This is a genomic window from Flavobacterium sp. 270, assembly GCF_004368785.1.
Taxonomy (GTDB): Bacteria; Bacteroidota; Bacteroidia; order Flavobacteriales; family Flavobacteriaceae; genus Flavobacterium.
The window spans coordinates 185,344-210,565 of record NZ_SODM01000003.1 but is presented as its reverse complement, the minus strand read 5'-3'; the positions used below and the strand labels follow the sequence as shown (position 1 = coordinate 210,565).

The following is a 25,222-nucleotide window of genomic DNA, read 5'->3' as shown; positions in this document are numbered from 1 at the left end:
ATTTTGATATTATTTCTTGCAATTTTTTTGAGCTTCTAATGCTCTGTCTAATCCCCATTTTGGAGAAAACGGTGTTGCTGGTTTAAAAGTACCAAAAAGTTCGACAGCTTTATCAACCTGAGCACATAATGGTTTTGTATCAACGCCTGTCCATTTTGCGCCGCCCAATTGGTAATCAGCTTCTCCAAAAACCGCTCTCGGATTGTTTGGATCTATTGCTTTTGCTTTTGCATAACTCTCCATAACTTTTCCAGAATATTTTTGTGCATTTGTCATAGGATCTTGTACAACCCAAGCTGTATAAACTAAAGCCTGCAAAATATATAATTCTGCATTGTTTTGATCTTTAATGAATTCTACATCTAATGCATCTTGCGCTTTTGTTAACATCAAATCTACTTTTGATTTATCTTTTTCTGAAAAAGAAGCTGTAGTATTTATAAGTGCCACATAATAATTAGGCAGCCATTGTGTTTTTTCTGCCGAAGCAATTCTTTCGAACATTGCCGAAGCTTCTGTATTTTTTCCTTCTTTCCAAAGTCCGAATGCTTTTCCCATTCCTTGTTCAAATTGTGTTTGAGCTGAACTTATTACTACTACAAATAAGGCAATTACGGTGATAAACTTTTTCATATTTATTATTTTTTAAATGGTTAATTTATTGGTTGATTTTATTTTAATGATATTTCAATTTTTGAATCTTTGTTAAGCGTAAATTTAGCGTCTTTATAAGAAGGCGGTCCCATAAAGCCTTTTGCATTGTTTGAACTCGCATAATCTTCAGAAGGAATTCCCATCATATTTTTATCCAGTTTTCCGTTATTATTTTCATCATGATAAACCGAAACTCCATATTCTCCCGCGGGAATTCCAACAAAAGTTACGGTTGCCTGATTGTTCTTGATTTCTGAAACAGTGCTTTTGTAAGTCGTTTTAAGAAAAGTTTCGTCTGAGTTGTACAATCCTACTCTAACAGTTCCTGTATTGTTTTTTAAACCTGAAACAGTTACAGTAAGATTTGAATTTTGCGCTGCCAATAAATTGCAGATGAATAAGGTGAATATTGTAATTAGTTTTGTCATTTTTTTAAGGTTCTAAGGTTCTGAATATCTAAGCTTCTAAGTTTTTTATTGATGATTAAAACTCTGGTTATTAATTTATACTTCAAAAGTATGTTAGATTTTATTCTTTAAAAATTAAATAATACTGAGTTGTCGAATTTAGCGACTGAATTGTTTTTTTTTAAGCTTCTGAGGTTCTGAGATGCTAAGGTTCTAAGCTTTTCTCTTAGCAGCTCAGAACCTTAGAAGCTTAGCATCTTAGAACCTTAGCACCTTAGCACCTATAAATTCTTCAGCTGATTCTCATTTTTATTCTGGCTGATTGTCCAGAAGAAACCTATGAAGAAAAATCTGTCTGCAGTTGGCGTTATCGCTTGTCTGTTGTATACTCCGCCTGCGTCTGGAGTTTTTGCGTAATCATATCCGAAAACATTTTGAGTTCCTAAAACATTTGAAACAGAGAAGTAAAGGATTTTTTGTGTTGTTAATAAATAGGCCCAGCTTAAACTCAAACTATTATAGGATTTTGTTTTTCCGTTCATAAATTGTGTTTGATTTGGATCATTGTACGGACGTCCTGAACTGTAACTATTGGTTAAACTAATTTGTGATTTCCAATCGGTTACAAAATATTTGGTTACAATTGACAAACTATGATTGGCTACAAAACTTGGCGTTGCCATAGTTGGAAAATTTTTATATTGTCTTTCAGAATCGATGTAGGAATATGAAATCCAATATTCTAAATTTTTATGCAAATTACTGTCTCTCCAGAATAAATCTAACCCTTTTGCATACCCTGAACCGTTGTTATTAAATACTGAATTGTATTGAATATCTTTTGTATCGTATTGAACTAAATTACTATAATCTTTGTAATAAGCCTCTGCTCTAAAAGTTGATCCTGGTTTTGTAAACTGGTAATTTAAAATATAATGCTGTGCTTTTTCGCTTTCAAACTGATGGTATTTTGAATATTTGATATAATCAACAACTGGTGTTTGCGAGAAATCTCCATAAGCAAAAGAGAACTGGCTGTTTTTCGAAACTTTATAGGCAATTGAAGCTCTTGGTGCAAGATTGGTTTCGCTTAACAAACTGTTGTTTGAGAGTCTTAAACCCACTTTCATTGCCAGTTTTTTAGAAAATAAAATATCTCCTTCTGTATAAAATGCTGCAATATTAGAATCGTAGCCATTTGTTGCTTGTATCGAAACATTGTCATCAAAATTTTCATTGTATTTGGTAATGAAATAATCTCCTCCAAAAGACAATTTAAAATAATTCGAAATATTTTTTCTCAGTTTTAATTTAAGCTGTGCTGCATTCTCGTTACTGTCCACATCACTAATATCAAATTTGATTTTATTTTTGCTGTATCCGTAACTAATTCCTGAAGTTAACTGCCAGCCCGTTCCAAAATCTCCTTTGTAAGAAGCATTAAAATAAAAATTATTATTGTTTAAATCTGTTCTTACCGGATCAACAAAATTTATGTTTTTCTGATTCAAATCGAATTTTTCAGAATCAAAAGCAGCATATAATTTAAAGATTCCGTTTGTAAAATGATAACGGTAGACAGCTTCACCGCCCAAAGATTGATACGGATTATTCCAATCTACATTTTGCGGAATTACCGCTTGATAAGGCGCCAAATTAATATAATTGGTATTGATGCTGAAAGAGCTTTTTTTCCATTTTTGAGTATTTCCAACTCCAAGACCAACCGTCATTAAAGAAATATCCGTTTTATTTTGGTCTGGTTCATCCTGCGTATTCAAAAGCAAAACACTTGATAAAGCTTCACCATATTCTGCAGAATATCCTCCTGTAGAAAAAGCAATTCCGCTAAACAAGAAAGGTGAAAATCGGCTTCTTGTTGGTAAATTATTAGTTGTAGCGCCATATGGCTGTGCAACACGAAGTCCGTCAACAAAAGTCTGAGTTTCGCTTGCTTCTCCCCCACGCACAAATAAACGTCCGTCTTCTCCAACCGTTTGTGTTCCCGGAAGTGTCTGCAATGCAGCAATAATATTTCCTGCAGAACCTGCAGTTGTAACAATATCAAGTGGTTTTAGAACAGAAACTCTGGCTTTGTCTCCAGATTCTAATGTCCCGGCCGTAATTACAACCACATCAAGAGCATTTACATTCTCTCTTAATTTAACCGTTTGATCTTTATAATTGGTAACGTCAATTTCTTGTTTGAATGTTTCATACAATAAAAAACTTACGACAATTGATTGATTTCCTGTTGTAGTAGTTTCAAAAGAAAACTCTCCCGTTTCAGAGCTTGTCGCTCCATCGTAAGTTCCATCAATGTAAATATTGGCTCCCGGAACTGGTTTTCCTTTTTGGTCTACCACTTTTCCAGAAATGGTATTTTGAGCAAAAATAAAAGCAGTTGTAAATAAAAATGTTATGGTAAAAAGTAACTTGGTTTTCATACTATTGGTTTTTGATGAGGCAAATATATTTTAACAGTTTTAGTTAAAAAATATTTAATAACCCAATTGTAGAATTTAAGGGATGAGTTGTAAATTACTTATTTGTATCTTAGCTTCTCTGTTTTAAAAATTTAATAATATGTCTGAAAGCAAAAGAATTTCGAATTTATATCAATCCATCTATAATGGAGAACCGTGGCTTGAAGTCACTTTGGCAAATACCTTAAAAAACGTAAGCGCAGAGCAGGCTTACAGGAAAATAAATCCGAATCTAAATACGATTTGGGAAATTGTTAATCATCTTATACAATGGAGAAGAAGTATTTTAAAACGTGTACAGGGCGAAACTATTACAGCTCCAGATCATAATTATTTTGTACCCGTTTTAGATCCGTCTGAAGCTGCCTGGGAACAATCGCTTCAAAGTCTGGCAAAATCGCAGGAATCCTGGAATACTTTTTTTGAGGATTTTAATGATGATGATCTAAGTAAAATATATGCCAATAATAATCATACTTATTATGAGCACATTCACGGAATTATTCAACATGATGTTTATCATTTGGGGCAGATTGTTATTTTGAAGAAACTCCTGTAAAATATGGATCTAAAAAATATAGAAAAAATACAGAATTTACTTCCGGTAGGTTATATTTTTCTTGTTCTATTTGGAATCATGAAAGAAAGTATCTTCTATTATCAAATCGGGATTAATATTATCACTTATTCTTCTATAATGGATATCCTGATTAGTCCGATAGCGGTACTAACCTCACATCCAATTGTTTTTATAGCAATCGTATTATTATTTATACTTTTTGCAAATATGCCGTCACTGCTCTTCAAATATGAACATACATGGTGGGTTCAAAAAAACTTTCCAATAAAAAACAATACTAAAGAAGAATTATCAGAAGAGGAAAGAAAAGATTATTATACTATTAATACTGTAAAAACATGCGCTTTCTTTTTATTGTCTTTTTTTCTTGGATACGGACTTGGAGGCGGTCATTTTCTTTCTGAAAAAATAAAAGAAAACAAATTAGAGTATGACCATGTACTAACTTTTTCTGACCAAAAATCTGAAACAGTTTATATAATTGGTTCTAATACTGCTTATTATTTTTATCTGTCAAAAGGCAATCAAAATGTAAAAATTACTCCTGTAGGTTCTATAAAGAGTATCGAACTGATAAAAAACAAAATGCTAACAAATACGGATTAAGATAAAAAAAACACTACTTATATTTGTTGTTTTGCTATTTTACAACTTTGGATTTTCTCAGGAAACTGAACCTAAATTTGATGAAAACCTGGCAAAATCTTTAAAAGCAGACGAATACGGAATGAAGAAATATGTATTTTGTCTTTTAAAATCAGGAACAAATACAACAGCATCAAAAGAAGAAACTCAAAAGTTATTTGAAGGTCATATGGCCAATATCAATAAACTGGCAAAAGAAGGAAAATTGGTTGTTGCTGGACCTTTCATGAAAAATGACCGAAGTTATAGAGGCATTTATATTTTTAATGTTGAAACCATTGCCGAAGCCGAAGCTCTTGTAGCTACAGATCCGGCAATTAAAGCAAAATTATTAGAAGCTGAATTAACGCCTTGGTATTCTTCTGCCGCTTTGCAGGAAACCTTGAAAATACACGAAAAAATTGCTAAGAAAAAAATATAAGCCTTTATGAAAACTGAAAAAGAAAAAATGATCTCGGGAGAATATTACAATGCCTTTGATCCTTCTCTTGTAAAAGACCGCAGAAGTGCAAAAAACGCCTTACACCGTTTAAATGTTACCGAATATCGCGTAACCAAAAAGGCAAAAGAAATCTTAGCAGAATTGATTCCGAATACGGGAGCTGGTTTTTATATCGAACCTCCATTTCATTGTGATTACGGATATAATATGTTTTGTGGTGACAATGTTTATTTTAATGTAAACTGCGTGGTTTTGGACTGCGCGCCGGTAACTATTGGTAATAATGTTTTTATTGCACCAAATGTTCAGATTTATACGGCTTCGCATCCGCTTGACGCTGAATTAAGAAAAACATTAGAAAATGCATATCCCGTTACAATTGGAGACGACTGCTGGATTGGCGGAAACTCTGTTATCTGTCCTGGAGTAACTATTGGAAAAGGCTGTGTTATTGGCGCCGGATCTGTGGTTACAAAAAACATTCCCGACAACTCGCTGGCGGTTGGAAATCCGGCAAAAGTTATCCGAAAATTAAATCAAGAACCTGAATCAAAAAAATAATGCTTACCTTAAACAAAGTTCACCATATTGCCATTTTATGTTCGGATTATGAGCAGTCTAAATATTTCTACACACAAATTTTAGGCCTTACTATTATCCGCGAGATTTATCGCGAAGAACGTGAATCGTACAAACTTGATCTCGCTTTGAATGGCACTTATATTGTCGAATTATTTTCGTTTCCAAATCCGCCGCAGCGACCTTCAAGACCAGAAGCGGTTGGTTTGCGTCATCTGGCTTTTGAAGTGATAAATCTGGAAGAAACAATTACTTTTTTAAACTCAAAAAATATAGTTTCTGAACCGATTCGAATTGATGAAACTACCAATAAACGCTTTACTTTTATCGCCGATCCTGATTTATTACCTATTGAGTTTTATGAGCGGTAAATAATTGTTTTTGCTACAGATTAAAGGATTTAAAATGATTAAAAATCTGTGTGAATATTTTTAATCTGTGGCAAAAAAATTAGTGCAATTCGTGCAATTCGTGGCAAAAATTTTTTTCGAAAAAAGAAAAAAGATAATTCTTACATAATTAACTTTAACACAATTATATGCTCTTTAATTAGGATAATACTACTTTGATTCTTTAATTTTGTGGAATCGCATAAAAGTTTTGCGATTTACAAATTTACTTCTGATGAACAAAACGGCGCAAATCAAAAAAAATCATCAATTTATTGTCTTCCGAAAATTAGTTATAGTTTCTATTTTAATTGGTTTCTTATCTGCTTTTTTAGGAATTTCACTTAAAAAAATTACCGAATATTACGAAGGAATCTTCTTCCATGAAGTTAGCGTAAATCCAATTTACTACGTTATTTTCCCAGTTTTCGGATTATCTGTTATTTATTTTTTAAGACAGTATCTTTTTAAGAAAAAAGAAAACAAAGGAATCAAAGAGGTTTTTGAAAGCACTAAATCAGCAAAAAACCTGCCTTCTTATAAAATCCCGTCACACTTTATAAACGGATTATTAACGGTTATTTTTGGAGGTTCAACCGGAATCGAAGTTTCTACCGTTGTAGCCACTGCAACAATTGGTTCTGTAGCGCAGCAAAAAGAAAATGTTTTTCGTAAATACAAAACCGAATTAATTTGTGCAGGTGTTGCTGCCGGAATTACAGCTTTATTCAGCAGTCCGATTGCCGGAATTTTATTTGCTGTCGAAGTTATTTCAAGAAAAGTAACAAGAGCTTTTATAATTTCTAATGTTATTGCGGTTTCTATCGCTTTTGCTTTGCTTTCTATATTAAAAGAAGAGCCTTTATTTACAGTTTCAATCACAACCTGGCATCTAAAAGCGATTCCGTATTTTATTCTTTTAGGAATTTTGGCTGGAGTAAATTCAGTTTATCTAACACGTTGTGTGTTGTTTTTCAAATCTCAATTTGGTAAAATCAATAAACATTATTATAAAATTGTAATCGGTTCTATCGTTTTAAGTGTTTCCTTATTTATATTTCCACAATTATATGGAGAAGGTTATCATTCATTAAAAATGATTTTTGGTAATTCTACACAACTTCCGTTAACAATAACTTTGGCTTTGACTTTCATCGGAATTTTAATTCTAAAACCAATTGTAACTTCTATTACTTTGGCTTCTGGAGGTGACGGCGGTGTCTTTGCTCCAAGTCTTTTTATTGGTGCTTTTTTAGGGTTATTACTTTCATCAATATTAAATACCTTTTTTAATACACAGGTAATTCCTTTAAATTTTATGATTATCGGAATGGCAGCTGTTTTAAGCGCCAGTATTCATGCGCCTTTTACAGCTATCTTTTTAGTTTGCGGTTTAACAAACGATTACACTTTATTTTTACCAATTTTAGCGGTTTGTTTAATTTCTAAATACACGGCAAAAATGATTTATCCGCATACTGTTTATACGTATGCTCCAAGTTTGATTAAATAATATTTTCTGCCACAGATTAAAAAGATTTCCACAGATTATATATGTCTTTATATCTAGCAAAGTATATTAAAAAACATATCGATTAATTTTTTTGCCACAGATTAAAAAATTTTTTTAATCTGTGGCAAAAAAACAAGAAGCAAAACAATACTACAAATTATGCCTGTTCAGAAAATAAAAAGAAGTTACCGCAAAACACGATACATTCTTTATAAAGAAACTTTAATTGATTATAAAGAGCATTTTTGGTCGTTTTTAGGTTCTTTTGTCGGAATTGGAATTCTGGCTTATGTACAATCAATACATTTTTCGGGACCAGATGCCGTTTATCTAATTGGTTCTTTTGGCGCTTCGAGCGTATTGGTTTACGGAATTATTCAGAGTCCGTTTTCTCAGCCCAGAAATTTAGTCGGCGGGCATTTGGTTTCGGCTCTTGTAGGCGTAACAGTTCACAAATTAGTTCCAGATATTATGTATATCGCGGCGCCATTAGCTGTTTCTATTGCCATAATTTTAATGCAGATTACCAAAACACTTCACCCGCCGGGAGGCGCAACGGCATTGATTGCGGTTATCGGTACAGAAAAAGTAAAATCTTTGGGGTATATGTATGTGCTTTCTCCGGTTTTGATCGGCGTACTGATTTTATTAGCGACCGCTTTGATTTTTAATAATATGACTTCTAGCAGAAGTTATCCAAGTCATAGTACGTATCATAAGCATTATCATAAAATCCGTAAAAGATTAAGCAGAAAATAATACAATTGTCACTAATTAATTATTGAGATTTGGTGCTTTTTTGTGAGTGAATTTTTATTCTACATTTATAATTCTATTTTTGATAAAAGTTCACTTTTATCAAAAAGCCTCCAAATGAAAAAAATCTACTTACTCATTCTTTTAGTTAGTACTCAAACCACATTTGCCAACATTAAAATTACCGAAACTCAAAAATTAGCTGCTACTTGTAAAATTTGGGGGTTTTTAAAATATTATCATCCCAATGTTGCAGATGGAAGTAAAAATTGGGACGAGCAGTTATTCTTAATTTTATCTCAAGTTGAAAAAGCCCAGACCCAAGAAGAATTTTCATTAGTTCTAGAAAACTGGATTGGTTCACTGGGAGAAGTTAAAAATTATAAAATCAATACTCTAGATCCAAAAGTGGAGTATTTTACAAAAAATTTGAATCTAAAATGGATTGACGATTCTAAATTTTTTTCTAAAAAACTGTCCAAGAAATTAAATTTTGTTGAAGATAATAGATATCAAGGAAAACAGTATTATGTGCAATATGATCCTGAATCTGATAACATTTTACAATTTAACAATGAAATTAAATATCCAGATTTTAAATGGACCGATAAAAATTTACGCATTTTAACGCTTTTTAGATATTGGAATTACGTAGAATATTTTTTTCCATATAAATATCAAATGGATCAAAAATGGGATATCACTTTAGAAAAAATGATTCCTCTTTTTATGGAAGCCAAAAATGAAGACGATTTTTACGACGCAATGCAACGACTAACTGTTAAACTTAACGACTCTCATGTTACGTTTTATAGATACTCAGGCCAAGATTCTAATAAAATCCTAAATTATTTTCCAGCTAAATGTAAAATCATTGATGAAAAAATAGTTGTCACAGAAATACGCGCAGATAGTCTAGCAGAAGCTCAAAATATAAAAATAGGTACTGTCATTACTAAAGTAAATAACAAAACGATAAAAGAAATTATTGCAGAAAATAGAGATTTAATTGCTGCATCAAATGAAGCTGTTTATCTGGACAAACTAACGGAATCAGCATTATCTGGTTATTCAGATACTGTAAAGTTAGAATTTCTTGAAGACGGAAAGTATATAACAAAAACTATAAATTGGTATAATGAACACGATTCTCACAGAAATGAATATAAAAAAGGTGCCAAAATTAAAAAAGAAAAGTTTAAAGTTTTAGACCATAATATAGGTTATGTTGATATGGGAATTTTAAAAGTCAAAGATGTTCCTGATATGATTGAAAGCTTACAATCAACAAAAGCTATTATTTTTGATATCAGAAATTACCCCCAAAACACTAATTATACAATAGCTGAGTACTTAAATCCAAAACCTAAGGAATTTGTCAAATTTATTGACCCCGATTTAAACTTTCCAGGCATGTATATTTGGAGAAATGGCATTGAAACTTGTGGAAGAATTAACCCGGATTATTACAAAGGGAAAGTAATTCTTTTAATAAATGAAAAATCGATTAGTCATTCTGAATATACAGCAATGTGTTTACAAGCAGCTCCTAATGTAACAATAATTGGTAGTCAAACTGCAGGAGCTGATGGTGCAAATGCTCGTTTTCATGTTATGAAAGGATTTCAAACATCATTTACCTGTTATGGTGTTTTTTATCCAAATATAAAAGAAACCCAACGTATTGGAATTGTTCCAGATATTGAAATTAAACAAACAATCAAAGGAATTCAAGAAGGAAGAGACGAGATTTTAGATCGTGCTTTGCAATTTATTGAAACTGCAAAGTAAATTGTCAAAACCATTTTTTTTTCAACAAATCACGATTCATGATTCGTATTTCGTTTTTTATATTTTACCTTTGACCTCTCAATAAAAACAAAGATTATGGTTTATAAATTTAGAGTTATTCTAGACGCCGAAGAAGATATTTTTAGAGACATTGCTATTCTTGAAGAGGATACTCTTGAAGATTTACACAATGCAATCTTCAATGCTTTTGGTTTTGACGGATCTGAAGTAGCTTCGTTTTATACTTGTGATGAAACTTGGAATCAGGAAGATGAAATTCCGCTTTTTGATACTGGAGATGTTCCTGGCGAACAACGAACAATGAACGATTATCCATTATCTAGTATCTTAGACAAAGAAAATACTAAAATTATCTATGTTTACGATTTCATCAGTATGTGGACTTTCTTAGTAGAATTAGCTGCGATCGAAGAAGAATCTGTTGGTGCAATTTATCCGGAAACTTTATTTGCTCACGGTGAAATGCCAGACGAAGCCGGTGAAAAAAACTTTGAAGCCGATATGCACGATGATATCTACGGAGAGTTTGAAGACGACTTAGACGAAGACGATCTTGATATGTTTGAAGGCGACGACAGCTTTGAAGATTTTGGATTTGAGGAAAATTGGAACTGACGTTAAGTTTCTAAGAATCTGAGACGCTAAGATTCTAAGTTTTTTTGTAGGTTTTTTATTATTTTTACGCAAATTTAAAATAATAAAAATGAGCCATTACAAAAAACTTTTAATTTGGCAAAAGTCAATTTCATTAGTCACAAAAATTTACACATCAACCAGAAAATTTCCAAAGAAGAAATTTTTGGATTAACTTCACAAATTCGCAGAAGTTCAATTTCTATTCCAAGTAATATTGCAGAAGGATCAGGAAGAGAAAGTAATAAAGATTTTATTCGATTTTTATATATTTCTCTATGTTCTTTATTTGAAATGCAAACACAACTGGAAATTGCTAAAAATATAGAATATCTCACAGAAGAAGAATTTAACAATTTATATGAGGATAGTCGCGAGATCGAAAGAATGTTAGTATCATTAATTAAAAAATTAAAAGATAACTAAAAAACTTAGAACCTCAGAAGCTTACAACCTCAGCACCTTAAAAAGAATGATCAATTTATTCAACACCCACATCGAGACGCTTTCGATACACCGCGTAGGAAACAAAAGCAGAAACGAAGCGATTTTTTTATCGGAACAGCCTTTTAATTTGAATGACGAAATTGTACCTCTTATTAAAGAGTACTTTTTTAAGCCATTTAGAGAAAAAGAAGAAAACTATTATCAGTTTGCGCACGAAGTCGATTTGGATTATAACGACATGTATAAATATGCAACGGAGATTTTTGCTAATCCGGGGAATGTGCAGGAGATTTCTAAAAAAATCACTACACATTTGTTCGAACAATCAAATCACCCGCATATTAAAAACGGAGAGGTTTATATAACGTATTTAACAAATTTGAGTATCGACAATAATGTTGTTGATGCTATCGGAATTTTTAAAAGCGAGTTACAAGCTGACTTTTTACAGTTTGAAGAAAAAAACAGCAATCTTGAAATGATCTTGCAGCAAGGTATTAACCTGAGCAAATTAGATAAAGGTTGTTTGATTTTTAACTATAAAAAAGAAGAAGGGTACAAAATCCTGACTGTAGACAGCAACCGTTATGATGCGCGTTACTGGTTAGAGCACTTTTTGTCTGTTGATGCTTTTGAAGATGAAAACTTCATCACTAAAAAATATTTGAAATTCTGCCAGAACTTCGCAAAAGATGTTGTTTTACCAGCAGAAGACAAAAAAGAAGAGGTAATGTTTATGAACCGATCTGTGAATTATTTCGCTAAAAATGATCAGTTTGAAGAGCAGAATTTCTTAAATGAAGTATTAGACAATCCAGATTTAATTCCTGAATTTAAAAATTATAAAGTTGACAAAGGAGAAAAATACAGCATTGAAGATGTAACATCTTTCCCAATTGCCAACGCAGCCGTTTCTGACGCTAGAAAATCAATCAAAAATGTGATTAATCTTGATACTCACATTCAGATTAAAATGGATTTTATTAATCCAGAAAGTGCAGAAAAATTTGTTGAAAAAGGCTGGGACGAAGAAAAACAAATGTATTACTACTTAGTATATTTCAATAAAGAAGAGAAAAGCTAAACTGTTTTAGTTTTCAACTTACTACTTACTTTTCCACGAGTATATAAATTATCAAAAGTTTATTTTCGATTAATAATCTTTTACCTAATAATTTATATATTCGTGGAAATTTTTTTTGCCCTATTTTAAAATTATAAAAAAACAAAAGCCTATCTAACAAAAATACTCCCCAAATATGAGAATAGTTTTCGGTCAGCGAAATTTCAAAATTAGAGAATTCAGCCCTCAGGAATTAGGATTTATATCCGATTCCAGTATAGATTTCAATATAGAAGTCAGACAAAATTATTTTCATATTTATTGGATTCCTTTTTGTGGAACTGGAAAAGAATGGGCAATTAGACGAAACGGAGAATTATATGAACTTCCGCTAGAGTATCATTATCATATTCAAAACAGACAGCTAAAAATTAGAAGTCCTTGGTATACTTATACATGGCTGATTTTAATTGCGCTTGGATTTTTAATTTATTCTTCACAAGAAAAAATAGAGAATTATAATCGAGATCAACAAGATCGTGTTTCTTTTATAGAAAGTGTCGGCCAATTTGACACCAAAATTGAAAAAGCCAAACGAAATCAATTTTTTGTTTTAGAAGATCTAAAAGATAACAATGACCAATCAAAAATGTACTTAAAAGTAGAAAAAGTATATGCTGATAAAATTGATTTTACAGTCATTCCCGGTTTTTTTCTTGAATCATCAGGGTTAAAACTAGAAGAATGCTATGATCAAAACAAAGCACAATTAGATAAGATTACGGTATTAAAATCAGAATTAAAGAATGCATTTGCCAGAGATTTTGATGTTTCCCAAAGTAATACTTTTACAGGAAGCGATCTTTTAAAATCACGCAAAGCTTATCGTATTACGTCAATTGAAGAAGGATGGAGTATTGTTTTAGAATCATCATTAATCTTTAAAGACTCGGCAGTTATTCAGATTGAGATTTCAAGTACCGGCAGTGAATTTACTATAATGTCTATACAAAATACTGAAAACCATATTCCGTGGGATATCACACTTCCTTTAAAGATAAAATCAGGAAATAGATCTAATCCTGTAAATTTCTTTTTGAGCAGTAAAAAGAAAGACGATTTTAGTTTTTATAATAATGATAGTTTTAAAACCGAGATTAAGGTATTAGACTCATTTGGCACCGAGCATTTATATCAGCTTTCCGGAAATCACGATTATTGTACATTAACTAAATTTAGTTGACATTAAAAATTTGAAAAATAAAAAACGGCAGTTACAATTTGTAACTGCCGTTTTTTATTTTAATGTTTTCTAAATCTTTAGAATAAAGAAAACAAGGCTTTGAGAATATCATCGTAAACTTGTTTGTCTTTTTCTCCGGCACGGGCCAAAACTCTTATTCCAGAATAATTATTAAATATAAATCTGGCTAATAATCTGGCTTCCATTTTAGTGGAAATATGACCTTGCTCCTGCCCTTTTTTGACTGCTTTATAAAAAACTTCTTCCATCACTTTTTGGTTATCGGTAACCACTTTTGCAATTTCAGTATCGTGCATAGCAAGTTCTACTGCCGAATTGACCATAAAACAACCTTTTGTAATTCGGTCTTCAAGACTTTCTACAACAGCTTGTTTAAAGATATCCTGAAACGTATTTTTTACATTCTCAGAATTTTCCAGAAGCTCGATTACATGATCTTGTCCTTGCTGTTGGTAACGTTTTAACGATTTTGCAAATAATTGCTGTTTATCGCCAAAAGTATCGTACAAACTAGAACGGCTTAATCCTAAATAAGTTACCAAATCCTGCGCCGATGTACCGTTATAGCCTTTGTGCCAAAAAATCTCTATTGCTTTGTCTAAAGCCTGATCTTCATTAAATTCTTTTGTTCTAGCCATGACTTCAAAATTAAATTGTTTTCTTTAATTCTCTTCTGTAATTCATTACAAAGATACAAAAAATACGGAACAATCGTTCCTGAATTAGAGCAAAAAATTATAATACAGTATTTACAGTAAGTCCACCGTCTACAACAATCTCAGTACCTGTAATGAATGATGCATCATCTGAAGCAAGGAAAGAAATTGTTTTTGCAACCTCAGCAGCTTGTCCAAAACGTTTCAATAAAATCTTTTGTCCCAAAGCAGCACCTAAACCTTCTACTTCTTCTTTCTCTAGACCAACTTTACCATATAAAGGAGTTTCAATTGGACCAGGAGAAACAGCATTTACTCTGATTTTTCTTGGTGCTAATTCTGCAGCAAATATTCTGTTTAATGATAAAACGGCTGCTTTACTTGCTCCGTATACACTTGAACCCGGCATACCTAATTGAGCATTTACTGAAGTATTAAAAATAATAGAACCACCATCGTTTAAAATTGGTAATACTTTTTGAACTGTAAAATAAACCCCTTTTACATTCACATTCATAATACTGTCGTAATGATCTTCTGAAGCTAAATCTACTGGAGCAAATGCTGCAATTCCTGCATTTAAGAATAAAATATCAACTTTTCCGAATTGCTCTTTTACCTGAGCTACCAAATTATCAATTGATTTTAAATCCGATTGATCTGCCACAATTCCGGTAACATTCAATTCTGTTTCGGCTTTAGCCAAAGCTTCTTTGTTTCTTCCTGTTACAATTACTTTTGCACCTTTTGATACTAAATCAGCTGCAGCTGCATATCCAATTCCACTGTTTCCACCTGTTACTATAGCAACTTTGTTTTCTAAATTTTTCATTTTAATTGTTTATTAAGTTATTGATTATTCAATTATTATGGTACAAAGATATAATAACGGAACGATCGTTCCGTTATTATTATTGTTAAATTTTTGTTAAATAAAAAAGACCCCAGTAAATACGCCATTTTTACTAAGCCTAAATCTATCGTACCATAAGCGAAAGAGATAACAAAATGATAAACATTCTTAATTTATGCTTAATTTTGTACTCTAAAAAACAAATATCCAATGAATAGTCTTTTACACAACGAAAGTCCTTTCAAAACCATAATCTCATTTCATAGACTAATTGAATCTTTTGAGGAAATCGCCTTATCTAATGTTGATTACCGCTCTAATTACGCCAAAGCTATTTTAAAAGAAATAGCAACTATTCCAGAATTAAGAACAGGGATTGAGGACTACTCCATTATTAAAAAGAATGAAGCTTTAATAAAAAACATATTAGCAGATTTATTTCCTACTGCTTTAACAAACAATGAGATAAAGGCGGTTACGATTCCGTTTCAAAATTTATCTTTCAATTATACAGAACGTTTCAAGAAGATTTTACGCAATGCGGGCGACGAATTCTATATGGAAATTCGTGATTTTGACAGTCACCAATTCTATATCAACAATTGCTGCCTGATTTTAAGTACGTATTACAAACAGAATATTGACTTTAATAAAATCTTTTTCTACGATATTCCAGACGAAAACGGAATTGAAAAACATTACCGTATTTTGTATAATGCGGATTTTATGGAAATTACTCCAACAGAAAATTCGGTTACACTTACTCAGGACGATATTGATTTACTGCTTGATAATTATAATGATATCGAGCTTTGGAAATCTAAATTTCCTGTTGGAAGCTGGACTTTAAAAGGTTTCGGAATTGTTTCTTTATTTGATGCTACTACAGAAAGTGCGATTTCTAATCTAAAAAGTAATTTGCTTAAACCGGATTCAAAAACGGTTGCTTCAAATGATATTATTGTAGATATTTTTAAATCTATTTTTAAAATTCCTGATCTTAAAGTTGGTTTTATAATTTATAATGCGGAGGAAGAAAAATTTATCCGACCAGTAAAATATGACAATCAATTGCAAAGTTTTTTACTTTCATCAGAACATGAGGTCGATTGTAAAAACGCTCTTTTTGGCTGTTCTTTTGAAAAATTATTAGACCATAACGAACCTTTCGTTATTTCTAATGTTCATAAATTTATAGAAGAAGCACCAAATAAAAGATTGGGCGAACATTTATTACAGCAAAATATTCAAAGCTGTGTTTTTGCGCCGGTTATTAAAGACGGGCATTTATTGGGTGTTGTAGAATTAGTTTCAGAAAAGCCAAGAGCTTTAAATACGGTTAATGCAACTAAACTAGAATTGGTTTTACCGTATTTAACGGATACTATTGATCGTTATAATACGGATATGCAACATCAGGTTGAAGCGATTATTCAGCGTGAATACACAACGATTCACCCAAGTGTTTATTGGAAATTTAAAAAAGAATCTCAAAATTACTTTCAAAATAATAATCCAACGAAAGATTATATTTTTAAGGAAATTGTCTTTAAAAATGTTTTTCCTTTATACGGACAAATTGATATTAAAGGTTCTTCTGAGCATAGAAATGAAACAGTAAAAAGAGATTTAAAAAACCAGCTTACCACGATTCTTGAAATTTTCGAAAATCAGAAACCAAACAGCAATTTAATGCTTTTGGAACAGCGTAAGTTTGAAATTGAATCGCTTCGTGATGAACTTGACGAGCCATTAAAAGCAGATACAGAACAACATATTCAGCGTTATATTGAGGAAGAAATACATCCATTATTAAAAAATACAAGAAATACAGCCAAAAGCGAAAAACTTGAGGAATTGTATTTTGAAAGTCTGGACGAAAAAACCGGTATGTTTTATCAGGAAAGAAAGAAGTTTGATAATGCGATGTCTATTATCAATAAAAAACTGGCTTCGGTTCTGGATAAAAAACAAGTTGAGGCGCAACAAATTTATCCGCATTATTACGAACGTTTTAAAACAGATGGTGTTGAGCATAACTTATATATAGGAGCGTCGATTGCGCCAACAAAACCTTTTGATATTATGTACCTGCACAATCTGCGTTTATGGCAGCTGCAGACTTTATGCGAAATGGAATTGGAACATCATCAGCTTAAGGAATCTCTTCCTTATGAATTGGATGTAACTTCGTTAATTTTGGTTTTCAGCTCTGCGCTTTCTATTCGTTTTAGAATGGATGAAAAACGTTTTGATGTTGACGGTACTTATAATGCAAGATACGAAGTCGTTAAAAAACGTATTGACAAAGCACACATAAAAGGCAGCAAGGAACGTATTACGGAGAAAGAAAAAATTACAATTGTATATTCTCAAAACAGTGAAGAGGCCGAGTATTTAAAATATATTAAATACTTACAGCACAAGAAAGTCTTAGAACCTGCAATTGAACAATTTGAAATTGAAGATTTACAAGGTGTTTCTGGTTTAAGAGCGATTCGAGTAAAAGTGATCAACAACATTACAAACGCCGCTGCAAAGAAAATTACTTATCAGGATTTATTAGACGAGCTTAATTAACAGCTTGTGTAAGTTAAAAGACGGATTTACTTCTTAAAGACGCGGATAAAAACGGATTCTATTATAAGAAAAGGATCCGTTTTTATCCGCGTCAAAATTTGATAGGGATTTAATCGCTTACTTTAATTATATACTTTTAAAAGCTATTACAAACGAAATCACGGTTACAATAAGACCGAACATGAAAAAGTTGTAAGCTATTCGCAGTAAATTATATTTTCGTTGTAAAACCAAACCTAGATAATACAAATCTTTGATCATGGTTGAATATAAATAATCACGGTCTTTCATCATTTCATTCATTGCCCAATCGTAATCTTCAAGAGGCATTTTATAGAAATTTCCGAAGAACATCAAATTAACCTTTTTATTCTGTACATCATCACGCGAAAAATAACCCGAAGTTACTTTTGGTCGTGTAGAAAGAATGGCGAAAATGATGGTAATTACGCTTGACATTAGCATAATAAATGTCGGAATTACCAAGTGAGCATTTTTCGGGCTGTCTAGTTTTGGAATAATAGAAGAAAGTGCAATCGAAATAATAATGGCATTTACAGACAATAAAATATTCGCTTTACTATCGGCAATACCGCTTAAACGGGTATGATTTCCTAAAGTAACACGAAATAAAGTATCAACACCGCGGTCTGGTTTTTCTACTTTGTCTTTCTTTTTTTCTTCGGCTTCTAAAGCTTTTGCCTGTTTTAATTCTTCTTTATTGAATCTTTTCTGAACGGTTGCAATGTTTTTTTCTTTTAATGGCTGCCATTTTTTCAAAGCATAATCCGTGTAAAATTTATGCTTGTTCATTAAAAAATCCAGATTTTCTCTTGCCCATTGTATGCTGTTAAAAGAAATATTCATGGTTTTTTTCAACTCAAATCGCAATAATTCGCAAGTAGATTCGTACTCCAAACTTGCCAGATGCACATAATCTGCATCTTTTATTATCTTCTCAAGATGGGTTTGCGGCACATAAGATTTTGCTGTAGCCAGAATAAGTTTCGCTACGTGAGCAATAAATTCGTCGGATTGTCCTTTTTCTTTTAGAAACTTTGTGGCAATCTTTATGCTCTCATTTTCATGGTCTTCTACTCCATTTACATAACCTGTATCGTGAAACCAGGCGGCGACCAAAAGCATATCTTTTTCTTTGCCATCTACCTTCTCCTTGGTACAAAGCTTATTAACTGCACTAACTACATTAAAAGTATGGTTAATATTATGGTAAGAATATAAATTAGAAAGTTTATCTTTGAGTAAATTACTGACGAAATCTTCGGATTGTTCTATTAGATTCATAAAGAATATTTTAATACCACTAAATTATGAAATTGTTTTCGGATAATCATTTTATTACGATAATTAAAAATTATACTATTGTTACGGCTTCCCTATTTATACTTAATTCCTGTGCGACGCACAAAGCGCAGTATGGAAAAAATGTAAGCGCAAACGAAAATGAAAACGCAACTGATACGATAAAAATTGCACATACTTTTTATTTGGTTGGAGATGCAGGAAACGCAGATGAACCACAGGCACAACAGACGCTTGAATTACTGCATACTAAACTTAAAAAATCAAATAAAAAAGCCACTTTGCTTTTCTTAGGCGATAATATTTATCCGAAAGGTTTTCCGAGTGATAACAATCCTTCTGAAAAAGCTTTGGCAGAAACAAAACTAACCAATCAATTAAAATTAGCCGATGGTTTTAAAGGAAAAACTATTGTAATTCCCGGAAATCACGATTGGTACAGTGGTATAAAAGGATTGGAAAGTCAGGCTGATTTTGTAACAAAACATCTTAATAATAAAAAAGCATTTCTGCCTAGAAAAGGCTGTCCTATAGAAGACGTAAAAATTGACAGTACGGCAACGTTGATAGCTATTGATAGTGAATGGTTTCTGGAAGACTGGGACAATCACCCAACGATAAATGATAATTGCGACATAAAAACGAGAGAAGATTTCTTTAAGGAACTGGAAAGTATTTTAAATAAAAATCAGGAGAAAACAGTTGTCATTGCTATTCACCATCCTTTGTTGAGCAACGGGACCCACGGCGGACAGTTTTCTTTAGAAAAACAATTGTTTCCTTTAGAGCAAAAAATCCCGCTTCCGATAATTGGATCTTTTATTAATTTGTTACGAAAAACATCTGGAGTAAGTCCGCAGGACATTCAGAATAAACAATATACCATTTATGCCAAGCGAATTAAAACGCTTTTACAGAAACAAAAAAATGTAATTGTAGTTTCGGGCCACGATCATAATCTTCAGTATATTAATAAAGAAAATATCAAACAGATTATCAGCGGTGCCGGTTCTAAATCTGAAGCTGCGAGAGCAATAAACCCAAATGATTTTTCGTACGGAGGAAATGGTTATGCTATGCTGACTTTGTTTAAAAGCGGTGATGCAAAAGTGACTTATTTTGGCAATGAAAATAATAAAGAAAAAATGCTTTTTGAGCATGAAATCATAAAAGCCAAAGAATTTAATTGGGCGGCCAATGAGAATAAATTCCCATCGACTTTTACAACTTCTATTTATACTCCGGAAATGACGCATAAAAGTATCGTGCATAAATTTTTATTCGGAAATCATTACAGAAAATATTACAGCATGCCAATTGAGGCTAAAACAGCAACTTTGGATACGCTTATGGGCGGACTGAAACCTATTCGCGAAGGCGGCGGACATCAATCGGTATCACTGCGTGTTGCAGATCCGCAAGGCAGAGAATATGTTATGAGAGCGCTTAAAAAAAGTGCCACGGTATTTTTGCAGTCGGTTGCTTTTAAAGATCAATATATTGTAAATGATTTTGAAGATACGTATGCAGAAAATTTCCTTTTGGATTTCTACACGACTTCGCATCCTTATACGCCGTTTGTGATTGGCAGTATGTCTGATAAATTAAAATTACCGCACACCAATCCGGTTTTATATTACATTCCGAAACAAAATGCATTGAAAGAATTTAATTCGAATTTTGGAGATGGTTTGTATATGATTGAAGAAAGACCAGCCGATAATCATTTGGACGCTAAAAACTTCGGAAATCCGACAAATATTATCAGTACCGATGATTTGATGCTGAATCTTCATAAAGATGAAAAATATTCTGTTGATGAGAAGGAATATATAAAAGCACGTTTGTTTGATATGCTTATTGGCGATTGGGACAGACACAGCGATCAATGGCGCTGGGCAGAACATAAAAAAGGGGATAAAGTAGTTTACGTTCCGATTGCGCGCGATCGCGATCAGGCTTTTGTAAAATATGATGGAACTTTACTTTCTCTTTTAATGAATATTCCGTCTTTACGCCACATGCGTAGTTTTAAAAATAAAATTGATAATGTAAAATGGCTAAGCAGAGAACCTTATCCGCTGGATTTGGCTTTCTTAAGAACTTCGGTTGAAAAAGACTGGCTGGAGCAGGCAAAATATATTCAGGAAAATTTATCTGATGCTGATATTGATAATGCGTTTAAGAAACTTCCGAAAGAAGTTCAGGATGAAACGATTGAAGATATCAAAAGAAAATTAAAGAACAGAAAGAAAGAATTGCAGCAATATGCAGCAACTTATTTTGATGTTTTAAGCAAAACGGTAATGATTGCCGGAACGGATAAAAAAGACAAATTTGTTATTACTCATAATGGCAGAAAAAGTATAGAAGTTCAGGTTTTTAGAATTAAAAAAGAAGGCGATGATTTGGTTTACACTAAAATCCTTACTGATGACAAAACTAAAAATTTATGGGTTTATGGTTTAGACGATGATGACGTTTTTCAGGTAACAGGAAATCAGAAATCGAATATTAAAATTCGTTTAATTGGAGGTCAAAACAATGATACTTACAATATTGAAAACGGAAAAAGGGTTATTGTTTACGATTTTAAATCGAAACAAAACACGTATAACCTAGATTCTAAAACGCAAACACAGTTGACAGATGATTACGATGTAAATCAATACAATTATCAAAGACCGAAATACAATGTAATTTCGGGACTTCCGAATATTGGTTTTAATCCTGATGATGGTGTAAAAGTTGGGGTTAATTTAAATTATACCGTTAATAATTTCAAACAGAATCCTTACACCCAAAAACACATTTTAAACGCTTTTTATTATTTTGCTACCGGTGGTCTTGAGTTTAATTATGCGGCACATTTCCCTGGGTTATTGGGCAAATGGGTTATTGATGTTGAATCGCAGTACACTACTCCAAATTTTGCCAAAAACTATTTTGGTTACGGAAACGAAACGATAAATGAGGATCAGAAATATGACATGGATTACAACAGGGTTCGAATTCAGCAGTTTAAAGTTTCTGGTGCTGTTAGACATGTTGGTCGTTATGGAAGCGAATTTAGTTTTCAGTCTTTTTTAGAACAAATGAAAGTGGAAGATACTGATGGCAGATTTATAAATACTCCGGGTATTATTAATTCTGATGTTTTTGAAAGTAAAGTCTTTGGAGGCGCAAAAATTAAATATAGTTTTAAAAATTCTGATTTTAAAGCGAAACCAACGCTTGGAATGGCTTTTGTAATTGAAGCCAGCTGGACGGCAAATTTAGACGACACAAAACAAAACTTCCCTACACTGGAAAGTATTTTGGGTTTTACTCATAAAATTGACAAAAACGGAAAATTGATTCTGGCGACTTATCTTAAAGGAAAAGCGATTCTTAATAACAATTATGAATTTTATCAAGGTGCTGTTTTAGGTGGCGATAAGGATTTACGTGGTTACAGAAACGAACGTTTTCTTGGTAATTCTTACTTCTCTCAAAGCAGTGATTTAAGACTTACAATTGGTAAAATTCAGCGTACTGTTGCTCCGTTAACTTACGGAATTTTAGGTGGTTTCGACTACGGAAGAATCTGGCTTGACGGTGAACAATCTAAAAAATGGCATCAGGATTACGGTGGTGGTCTTTGGGTTAATGCTGTAAATTCTATTACAGCCCGAATCTCTTATTTTAAATCTCCTGACGAAGTTGGAAGGGTTATTTTTGGAGCGGCATATAGTTTCTAGCGAAGGTTCTAAGGTTCAGAGGTGCAAAGGGGCAAAGATTTTAGTTGAAAATCTTTGCCCCTTTGAACTTTGTGCTTTTCAGCTTTGTGTCGCTTTGAACCTTTGTTCCTTTGTTCCTTTGCACCTCTGAACCTTTACTTTAATCTAAACTCATAGACTTTCCCTCCTACTTTATTTGTTTTTTCGTCGGCTATTAATAAGGTGTTGTTGTCTTTGAAAACTATGGCTTCTTTTTGTGTGAAGTTGCCCAGCATTAATTCGGTTTGTGTGCCTTTGTGGAATGCGTCGCCTTTGAAATTTTTAAACAAAACAATTTTGTCATGACTTAGCAAAACTACTTTTTTGCCGTCCGGGCTTATTGTAGCGCTTGTTAGAACGCAATGATTGTAATTGTTGCAGGTTTTAAACTCTCCTATTTTTGTCGCTTTTTGTTTTCCGGGTGCGTTTAGGATTTTGTAGATAAAAGCAGTTCCGTCAAAATTTTTGCTTCTGTTTTTAGTGAAGAGATAAAAGTAATTTTGATATTCGAAAAAACCTTCAACATCATAAAACAGTTCTTTTTTCTTCGGAGGAAATTCGGTTTGCTCTGGGTACGAAAAAGAAATTTTATATTCTGAAACCGCATTTTCTTTATTCAATTCGCTCTTGGCAACTTTATAAATACATAAATCTCTGCGTTCGTTAGCATTGTTTCCAAAATCGCCAATGTAGATATTTCCTTTTTTATCTTTTGTAATATCTTCCCAGTCCACATTTGTGGCATTGGTAATCGTAATGGTTTTATTTAATTTACCTTCAGTATTTATGGCATAAATTGCATTTTTATTTCCGCTGTCTTCTAAAGTATAAAGCAATTTATTTTCTGGAAAATAGGCAATGCCAGAAACTTCTTTTAATTTTTTAGGAAGTGAATAAAGCGTCTTAAAATCAGTATCTGATTGTTGCTGACAAGCCAATAAAGCAATGGAAACTCCAAGTAAAAAAAACTTTTTCATAGTCTAGTTTATTAAAATAAAAGCAAAATAGTATTAAACCATATAAGTTATATAAGATAATTTAAGTTTTATTAAATGAACTTATATAATTATTAAACCACCCAAGTTATATAAGACAATTTAAGTTTTTATTAAATGAACTTATATAACTTATTATTAAACCATGTAAGTTATATAAGATAATTTAAGTTTTATTAAATGAACTTATATAATTATTAAACCACGCAAATTATATAAGACAATTTAAGTTTTTATTAAATGAACTTATATAACTTATATGGTAAAATCAAATTAGATTAGTATTCTTAAAGTTACGGGTAATAAATTCAAAAGCGGCAAACATAATATGTCCCATAGATCTGGCATTTTTAAATTTCATATCATTGGTGTAACGGTACAATTCCATTTTTAGTTGATTCAGATGTTCTTCTGTCGAAATCGTATCGTGACACATAATACTCAACAATTTTTTGATTCTGGTTTCTGCCGAATGAATACGTTTGGCTAAAATTGCCCTTTCCTCATCTTTATATTGAATGATCGAACGTTCTTCTAGCTTTTCTTTTATCAGTTGAATCATCGGGAAATTTTCCTTAAAAAACTGCGGACGATAGACTTTAAAATTCCCTTCGTAACATTGCTGGTCAAAATCTATCGGACGAATTTTATAGACTACCTGATCAAAATCATGAATCGGAACGATGACATAATTATAAGCCCGCATGTCGCCCAAAAGCCGAATCATACAGCGCTCATTAAACTTTACGAACTCTTTTGCAATCTGCGCTTTTTCCATTTCGGTGCAGGAATCCAATAAAGTATCCATAAAAACATCACCGGGAATTCCGATAATATGTTCTTCAATCAAAGTATCATTATAAACCAAAAAGTTGATTTTATCTGGCGAAAGAATATCTTCCAATTCCAAACCGTAAATTCTGGAAGCGTCTGCTTTTTTAATATAAAAATGAACATAATTATCATTGAGAATATTACGCACTTTGATTCTAAAAGGTTTTGAATTTCCAAAAGTACAATAGTCAATTGCATCTACATTCAGGAATTGAATAATCTCACTGTTTCCATCAGAATGCAGGAGCGAGTATATTTTTTTCAGATTTAAATCAATTTCACTGCGTTCAAATTCGCCATAATAAACCCTGATCCAAAGTGTATCGGTATCATTTTTATCGTATACATTTATGGATCCGGAAAACCTTAGCAGATCATCATAGAACACAGAAACTTTAGAAATACGTTCAAATCGCTCTAAATAACTTAAAAGTGGCTGCGTTAAAGGAAAAGAAGGTTTTTTTAAAACCATTAAAGGCTCACTCATTTTGAATATCTTTAGTACAAATTTACATCAATAGCATTTAAAGTCAGAATTTAAAGTAACAAAAAA

22 protein-coding genes are annotated in these 25,222 nt (G+C 32.2%); 14 read left to right on the top strand and 8 right to left on the bottom strand.

Features of this window, described 5'->3' with window-relative positions; translation table 11 throughout:
* Positions 1-9: 9 nt before the first annotated feature.
* The 3 genes from EV144_RS12370 to EV144_RS12360 all read right to left on the bottom strand — a co-directional run bounded on the left by EV144_RS12370 (position 10) and on the right by EV144_RS12360 (position 3,508).
* On the bottom strand, positions 10-633 hold the full coding sequence (locus tag EV144_RS12370) for a hypothetical protein (RefSeq protein ID WP_134149211.1): 624 nt from the start codon (positions 631-633) through the stop codon (positions 10-12).
* Positions 634-671: 38 nt separating this feature from the next.
* Positions 672-1,082, bottom strand: a complete 411-nt coding sequence (locus tag EV144_RS12365; RefSeq protein WP_134149209.1) for a DUF2141 domain-containing protein — start codon at positions 1,080-1,082, stop codon at positions 672-674.
* A 260-nt stretch (positions 1,083-1,342) separates the two neighbouring features.
* Positions 1,343-3,508: a TonB-dependent receptor gene (locus EV144_RS12360; RefSeq protein WP_134149207.1), complete on the bottom strand. Its 2,166-nt coding sequence runs from the start codon at positions 3,506-3,508 to the stop codon at positions 1,343-1,345.
* Positions 3,509-3,647: 139 nt separating this feature from the next.
* Between EV144_RS12360 and EV144_RS12355 the strand changes: the two genes are divergently transcribed.
* From EV144_RS12355 to EV144_RS12300, 12 genes are all read left to right on the top strand, one after another.
* Positions 3,648-4,106, top strand: a complete 459-nt coding sequence (locus EV144_RS12355; protein WP_134149205.1) for a DinB family protein — start codon at positions 3,648-3,650, stop codon at positions 4,104-4,106.
* 3 nt (positions 4,107-4,109) lie between these two features.
* Entirely contained in the window at positions 4,110-4,733 is a 624-nt protein-coding gene (locus EV144_RS12350; RefSeq protein WP_134149203.1) for a hypothetical protein, read from the top strand.
* A 31-nt stretch (positions 4,734-4,764) separates the two neighbouring features.
* Positions 4,765-5,193, top strand: coding sequence for a YciI family protein (locus EV144_RS12345; RefSeq protein ID WP_243854661.1), 429 nt, complete (start codon positions 4,765-4,767; stop codon positions 5,191-5,193).
* Positions 5,194-5,199: 6 nt separating this feature from the next.
* Positions 5,200-5,775 carry a sugar O-acetyltransferase gene (locus EV144_RS12340; RefSeq protein ID WP_134149200.1) on the top strand — a complete coding sequence of 192 codons (576 nt, stop codon included), beginning with the start codon at positions 5,200-5,202 and terminating at the stop codon, positions 5,773-5,775.
* A complete protein-coding gene (locus tag EV144_RS12335; RefSeq protein WP_134149199.1) occupies positions 5,775-6,164 on the top strand; it encodes a VOC family protein in 390 nt (129 codons plus the stop codon). Before EV144_RS12340 ends, EV144_RS12335 begins: the two co-directional genes overlap by 1 nt.
* Before the next feature lie 253 nt (positions 6,165-6,417).
* The gene (locus EV144_RS12330; protein ID WP_134149197.1) at positions 6,418-7,695 is read left to right on the top strand and encodes a chloride channel protein; all 1,278 of its coding nucleotides are present in this window, start codon (positions 6,418-6,420) and stop codon (positions 7,693-7,695) included.
* A 159-nt stretch (positions 7,696-7,854) separates the two neighbouring features.
* Complete coding sequence (locus EV144_RS12325) at positions 7,855-8,454, top strand: HPP family protein (RefSeq protein ID WP_134149196.1); 600 nt, start codon at positions 7,855-7,857, stop codon at positions 8,452-8,454.
* Positions 8,455-8,568: 114 nt separating this feature from the next.
* Positions 8,569-10,242 (top strand): S41 family peptidase, encoded by a 1,674-nt coding sequence (locus EV144_RS12320; protein WP_134149194.1) that lies wholly within the window; start codon positions 8,569-8,571, stop codon positions 10,240-10,242.
* 96 nt (positions 10,243-10,338) lie between these two features.
* Positions 10,339-10,878 carry an IS1096 element passenger TnpR family protein gene (locus EV144_RS12315; RefSeq protein WP_134149193.1) on the top strand — a complete coding sequence of 180 codons (540 nt, stop codon included), beginning with the start codon at positions 10,339-10,341 and terminating at the stop codon, positions 10,876-10,878.
* A gap of 114 nt (positions 10,879-10,992) precedes the next feature.
* The gene (locus EV144_RS12310; RefSeq protein WP_317129082.1) at positions 10,993-11,322 is read left to right on the top strand and encodes a four helix bundle protein; all 330 of its coding nucleotides are present in this window, start codon (positions 10,993-10,995) and stop codon (positions 11,320-11,322) included.
* 46 nt (positions 11,323-11,368) lie between these two features.
* On the top strand, positions 11,369-12,427 hold the full coding sequence (locus EV144_RS12305; RefSeq protein ID WP_134149191.1) for a nucleoid-associated protein: 1,059 nt from the start codon (positions 11,369-11,371) through the stop codon (positions 12,425-12,427).
* Positions 12,428-12,602: 175 nt separating this feature from the next.
* Positions 12,603-13,649 (top strand): hypothetical protein, encoded by a 1,047-nt coding sequence (locus EV144_RS12300; protein WP_134149190.1) that lies wholly within the window; start codon positions 12,603-12,605, stop codon positions 13,647-13,649.
* A gap of 77 nt (positions 13,650-13,726) precedes the next feature.
* Here the strand turns inward: EV144_RS12300 and EV144_RS12295 are convergent, their stop codons facing one another.
* The gene (locus EV144_RS12295; RefSeq protein WP_134149189.1) at positions 13,727-14,308 is read right to left on the bottom strand and encodes a TetR/AcrR family transcriptional regulator; all 582 of its coding nucleotides are present in this window, start codon (positions 14,306-14,308) and stop codon (positions 13,727-13,729) included.
* Positions 14,309-14,405: 97 nt separating this feature from the next.
* Complete coding sequence (locus tag EV144_RS12290; protein ID WP_134149187.1) at positions 14,406-15,158, bottom strand: glucose 1-dehydrogenase; 753 nt, start codon at positions 15,156-15,158, stop codon at positions 14,406-14,408.
* Positions 15,159-15,389: 231 nt separating this feature from the next.
* On the opposite strand from EV144_RS12290, the gene EV144_RS12285 reads away from it, so the two are divergent.
* Positions 15,390-17,759 carry a GAF domain-containing protein gene (locus tag EV144_RS12285; RefSeq protein WP_134149186.1) on the top strand — a complete coding sequence of 790 codons (2,370 nt, stop codon included), beginning with the start codon at positions 15,390-15,392 and terminating at the stop codon, positions 17,757-17,759.
* Positions 17,760-17,885: 126 nt separating this feature from the next.
* Here EV144_RS12285 and EV144_RS12280 read toward each other — a convergent pair whose 3' ends face one another.
* Positions 17,886-19,064 (bottom strand): Pycsar system effector family protein, encoded by a 1,179-nt coding sequence (locus tag EV144_RS12280; RefSeq protein WP_134149184.1) that lies wholly within the window; start codon positions 19,062-19,064, stop codon positions 17,886-17,888.
* A 26-nt stretch (positions 19,065-19,090) separates the two neighbouring features.
* Here EV144_RS12280 and EV144_RS12275 point away from each other — a divergent pair, with 26 nt between their 5' ends.
* The gene (locus EV144_RS12275) at positions 19,091-22,822 is read left to right on the top strand and encodes a metallophosphoesterase (RefSeq protein ID WP_134149183.1); all 3,732 of its coding nucleotides are present in this window, start codon (positions 19,091-19,093) and stop codon (positions 22,820-22,822) included.
* A gap of 134 nt (positions 22,823-22,956) precedes the next feature.
* Here the strand turns inward: EV144_RS12275 and EV144_RS12270 are convergent, their stop codons facing one another.
* Positions 22,957-23,817, bottom strand: a complete 861-nt coding sequence (locus tag EV144_RS12270; protein ID WP_134149181.1) for a hypothetical protein — start codon at positions 23,815-23,817, stop codon at positions 22,957-22,959.
* A gap of 286 nt (positions 23,818-24,103) precedes the next feature.
* A complete protein-coding gene (locus EV144_RS12265) occupies positions 24,104-25,156 on the bottom strand; it encodes a hypothetical protein (protein ID WP_134149180.1) in 1,053 nt (350 codons plus the stop codon).
* Between the last annotated feature and the right edge of the window lie 66 nt (positions 25,157-25,222).